Here is a 4,614-nt window from a genome sequence, read left to right as displayed (position 1 = left end):
CGTCGACATGGTTTTTCCGCACTGTTCATCCGTGACGCATGAATCACCGCGGACGGACGGACGGACGGACGGCGGTAGAATACTGACGTGTGGCGGTCTGCGAACGGCGGAACCCGGTGAACGGCGGCGGCCGGTGAACCGGGCGGTCGAGGAGAACAACCGCCGGCTGTTGCGGGCCCGGGACACCATGGACCGCGACTACGCGAAACCGCTCGACATCCCCACCCTGGCGGGGATCGCGTTCGTCTCGCCGGCGCATTTCATCCGGGCGTTTCGGAGCACCTTCGGGGAGACGCCGCACCGCTACCTGCAACGGCGCCGGGTCGAGCGGGCGATGGCGCTGCTGCGGGAGACCGACCGCGGCGTGACCGACATCTGTCTCGACGTCGGCTTCACCAGCCTCGGCACCTTCAGCCGGACGTTCCACGCCGTCGTCGGCGAGTCACCGTCGGCGTACCGGCGGCGGACGAGGGCGGCGCCGGCCCCGCCAGCGGTACCGACCTGTTTCGGAATGGCGTGGCTGCGGCCGAGCAGCCTCGGGGAACGACCGAGCGGTGGGGAACGACCGAGCAGTTTCGGAGAAGCGGGCCGGGGCGAAGCTCCGTAGCGTTGCCGGCATGTTCAACGCCATCACACACTCGTCCGTCTACGTCCTCGACCAGGACCAGGCCGTGGACTTCTACGTCGGCAAGCTCGGACTGGAGATCACCGCCGATGTGGATCTCGGTTTCATGCGCTGGCTGACGGTCAGCGTCCCGGGCCACCCCGAGCGCGAGATCCTGCTGGAGAAGCCCGGCCCGCCGGCCATGAGCGAGCAGACCGCCGCCCAGGTCCGCGAGCTGGTGACCAAGGGCGCGATGGGCCTCGGTTTCATCCTGCGTACCGACGACTGTCGCAGGACCTACGAGGAGCTCAGGGCCCGCGGCGTCGAGTTCACCCAGGAGCCGACCGAGCAGCCCTACGGCATCGACTGCGGGCTGCGCGACCCCTTCGGCAACCACATCCGCATCGGGCAGCCGGCCGCCCAGCCCAGCGAGATCACCGACGAGGTACGCGAGCGCTGGCTGGCGGAGACGCCGGCGGACCGCTGACACCGGATGTGACGCCAAGGGAGATCTCGCCGCGGTTACGCGGCCCGTAAGAGATCTTGTCGCGGCTGCGCGGACCGTGGGAGAGCAGGGTCACCGGGGCTTCGAGCGCCTCCCCTACCAGCCCGGGCCAGGCGGCGGCGTCCGGGACGGGCTCGAGGACGGGCCGCGCCCGCGCCAGCCGGCTGGTCAGCCGCGCCTGGCCCACCAGGTCGCCGGGCGGTCGCGGCGCCAGCCGGGTGACCGGCACACCGTCGATCTCGTAGGCACGGCAGACGGCCAGACGCCGCCGGGCGGCCGCACCGAGACGGGCGACCGCGTCGAGGCGCGCGGCCCGGTCGAGTCGGGCGGTCATGTCGATGTGCGCGGCCGAGCCGACATACACGGCCGGGCCGACGTGCGCGGCCGGGCCGAGACGGGCGGCCGAGTCGAGGTGGGTCAGCGCGATCGCGTCCACTCCGCCGATGACGTCGACGGCGTACCGGTGGGCCACCGCGTCGAAGTGGCCTACCCGGAAGGCGCCCTGCCAGGGGCCGGTGCCGTTGTGGACGTCGGGCAGCGCGGCGGTCAGCTCCGCGTCCTCGGTGACCAGGGGGCCGGCGCCGTGCCGGGTGGTGTAGGCGCGCACCACCCCCAGCCGCAGCGCCTCCCCCGCCATCCCGGCGTCCGCGAGCAGCTTGTCCGCGTTCGCGGGGGTGGTCGTCGACCAGGTGGTGTAGGGGTGGAAGCCGTGCCACTCGTCGAGGAGCACGCCCTGGGCGCCCTCGAACACCACCGGCCCGCCGCGCAGCAGCCGGCCGACGTACCCGTCGTCCACGAGTTCGACGGCGTCGGCGAAGGCGCGGAAGGCCGCCACGCAGTCGTCGACCGCGGGCGCGGCCACGGCCGGCGGGCCCAGCTCGTCGGCCAGCCGGTCACGCAACGTGGTCAGGACGCGGCGCAGCCGGGCGGGGGCGAGGCAGTCCCCGGCCCGGGGGCTGTCCTCGGGGTGGGCCAGGGCGTAGGCGGCGGTCTCGCCGATGCCCATGCCGCACGAGCCGTGCCGGGCCGGCACCCGGGCCCGCTCGCGCGCCCGGTTCGCCGCCACGTGGTACGGGGTGGTGAGCAGGGCATCCCGGTGGACGGTCAGCCGGGCGAGCGGGCCGGGCACCCCGGCCGCCTCCAGATGGTCGGCCTCGGCGGCCAGCGCGAGCGGGTCGACGAGCATGTGGCGGGAGAGGTGGGTGGCGGTGCCCGCGGTGAACGCCCCCGAGCCGATCTGCGCGAAGGTGTGGTGCCGGCCGTCATCGGTGACCACGTTGTGGGCGGCCTGGGCACCGCCGTTGAAACGGATCACCGCGCGCACCGGCCGGCCCCGCGCGGCCGCCCGCGCGCACAGGTGGTCGACGACCGTCCCCTTGCCCGCGTCACCGAACCCGAGGTCGACGACGATGACATGGCCGGGGACACGGCCGGGGACATGACCGGGCGGGACGTGACGGTGTGACACGACGGGCCTTCCTCCCTCCAGCTGGCCGCTGGCCGGCGTCCTACAGCCGGGTGATCCCCTTCGGGCCGTCGTCGGGGCCTGGCAGGCTGTCGGAGACGACCACCGCCCCGCGGTCCCGCGCGTACGCGGCGAGCGCCTTGCCGACGGCGTCGACCGGTGCGTCGCCGCCGGTCTCGTTCAGGTGCCCCAGGCCCTCGTCCAGGTCGATGGCGTCTTCGGCCAGGCCGATGGTGAGCGCGATCGTCTCGCACACGGCGTCAAGATCGTCCAGTTCGATGACGTTCTGTCCGAGCAGGGTGCGCCAGGCGGCGAGCACCTCGCTGTCCCCGGCGTGCGAGGCCCCCTGCGGGAGGATGTAGTACAACTCGTACCTGCGCTGCGCTTCGGCGACGATGTGCTCGACCGGGATGTCCTCGGCCAGCTTGTCGCCGATGACCGCGGCGACCTCCTTCCGCTTGACCCGCCGGTAGGGCATCTCGTCCCCGATGAGGAAGAGATAGCCGCGCTTGCCGCGCTTTTCGTAGCAGTCGGTCGAGGTGTGGCGGGCCATGAAGTACAGGGCCAGTTCGTAGGATTCCGTTTTCTGCCCGCCGCCACCGCCTTCGATGAAGATGTTGCCGAGATGGTCGTCCATCCGGTTGTCGGACTCGAACTGGCCGATCTGCAGGGGCACCCGGTCGCAGGTGGCGTCGCCGACCGCGCCGAAGAGAATCTGCGGGTCGTCGACGTATCCCTTGCGGATGAGCAGGCCGAGCAGGTCGGGCAGCTTGGTCTGCAGGGTGCGCGGCACCTGCCCCATCGACCCGGTCACGTCGAACAGGACGCCGATGGCCAGCGAGGTCGGGTGCTCGTCGCTGTCGCGGCTCTCGCGCGTCCCGACGCCGTGCGGGTCGAGGCCGGGGTGGGCTTTCCAGCTGTCGCGCGGGCTGCCGCTACGGACGCTGTCGCTGTAGTGGAACGCGCCGCGTCCGCTGCGCTTCCGGTAGCTCGCGGCCGCGGCGTAGACGTCGGTGGACCAGGCTCCGCTGCCCATGGGATTCCTCCGGTAGAAACGAAAAACAACGAGGACAGAAACAAGGACAAAAAAAACGAGGACGAGAACGAGAACAAGAACGGGCGAGAACAAGGACGAGGACGGACGGACGGACGGACGGACGGACGGACGGTGATATCGGACGGTCCGGTGAGACGGAACGGTGCGGTGGTGGCGACGGGTGCCGGGCTCGTTCAGGGGCACCCGCCGGTGCCGGGGGATGCGGCCGGGACGCGCAGCGGCCGGAAACGGCGCGGGCCGTAGAGCCGTTCCAGCAGCTCGTCGAACTCGCCGAGCAGACGCCAGGCGTCGCGTGGCCGGCGGGACATGGCGGGCAGTGTGCACCCGCGGGCGAACCGCAGGAGCGGGCGGGGGGCGTCGTCGCGCAGCAGGTACGTCATGCACTTCGTCGCCAGGTGGATGTCGGTGGCCGCGCCCGGCGGCTGCCGGGCCGCGACCTCCGGCGGGTACATGCCGGCGAAACGGTCCACCATCGCCGGCACATGCCCGGCCGCGCCACCCGGGCCGCCGGCAGCGCCCGGGCCGTCCGGGGCGATGACGACCGAGTAGCACCAGTCGACCAGGACCAGGCCGTGGTCGTCGGGGTGGACGAGCACATGGTCGGGCACGACGGCGCCGTGCACGACCCCGGCCCGGTGGGCGTACCCGAGGGCGACGAGCAGCCGTCGCCACATCCACGCGACGTCGCGGGCGTCGAGCCCGTCCGGGCACACGGCACGCAGCTCGGCCAGTGAGCGGAAGCCGTGGACGTGCTCGATGACGTTCACCTGGCGTAGCTCGCCGCCGGCGCCGGCGCGGTGCCGGAAGGCCTCGACGAGACGGGGGACGTAGGCGGCGAACCGTTTCTCCCCCCTGCCGGCCAGCTGCCGCAGCGCCGCGGCCTCGCGTCCCATCAGGTCGTTGTCGGCGGCCGACCGCGGGATCTTCAGCAGCGCGCCGGCCGCCGCGCCATCGCCGCCGCCGGTGCCGCCAGCGCTGCCGCC

Annotated in this window: 5 protein-coding genes; 2 read left to right on the top strand and 3 right to left on the bottom strand. The window is 72.7% G+C overall.

All coding sequences use genetic code 11. The annotated features are described in order from the left end of the window. The first annotated feature begins 133 nt into the window (after nucleotides 1-133). Together AC5LUJ_RS22120 and AC5LUJ_RS22115 are read left to right on the top strand one after the other, a co-directional pair. Nucleotides 134-607, top strand: a complete 474-nt coding sequence (locus AC5LUJ_RS22120; RefSeq protein WP_250284045.1) for a helix-turn-helix domain-containing protein — start codon at nucleotides 134-136, stop codon at nucleotides 605-607. Between the two features lie 10 nt (nucleotides 608-617). Beyond that, complete coding sequence (locus tag AC5LUJ_RS22115; protein ID WP_250292293.1) at nucleotides 618-1,091, top strand: VOC family protein; 474 nt, start codon at nucleotides 618-620, stop codon at nucleotides 1,089-1,091. On the opposite strand, the gene AC5LUJ_RS22110 is transcribed toward AC5LUJ_RS22115, so the two are convergent. The 3 genes from AC5LUJ_RS22110 to AC5LUJ_RS22100 form a co-directional block, all read right to left on the bottom strand. Beyond that, nucleotides 1,039-2,577 carry an adenylosuccinate synthetase gene (locus tag AC5LUJ_RS22110; RefSeq protein ID WP_250286034.1) on the bottom strand — a complete coding sequence of 513 codons (1,539 nt, stop codon included), beginning with the start codon at nucleotides 2,575-2,577 and terminating at the stop codon, nucleotides 1,039-1,041. The two genes, AC5LUJ_RS22115 and AC5LUJ_RS22110, sit on opposite strands and share 53 nt — an antisense overlap. A gap of 40 nt (nucleotides 2,578-2,617) precedes the next feature. Next, nucleotides 2,618-3,610 carry a hypothetical protein gene (locus AC5LUJ_RS22105; protein ID WP_250286033.1) on the bottom strand — a complete coding sequence of 331 codons (993 nt, stop codon included), beginning with the start codon at nucleotides 3,608-3,610 and terminating at the stop codon, nucleotides 2,618-2,620. Between the two features lie 194 nt (nucleotides 3,611-3,804). Then, nucleotides 3,805-4,614 (bottom strand): lipopolysaccharide kinase InaA family protein (locus tag AC5LUJ_RS22100; protein WP_493465659.1); only part of this gene is annotated, 810 nt, incomplete at its 5' end.

The sequence above is a fragment of the Protofrankia sp. CiP1_Cm_nod3 genome (assembly GCF_982290655.1).
This window is presented reverse-complemented; position numbering and strand designations above follow the sequence as displayed.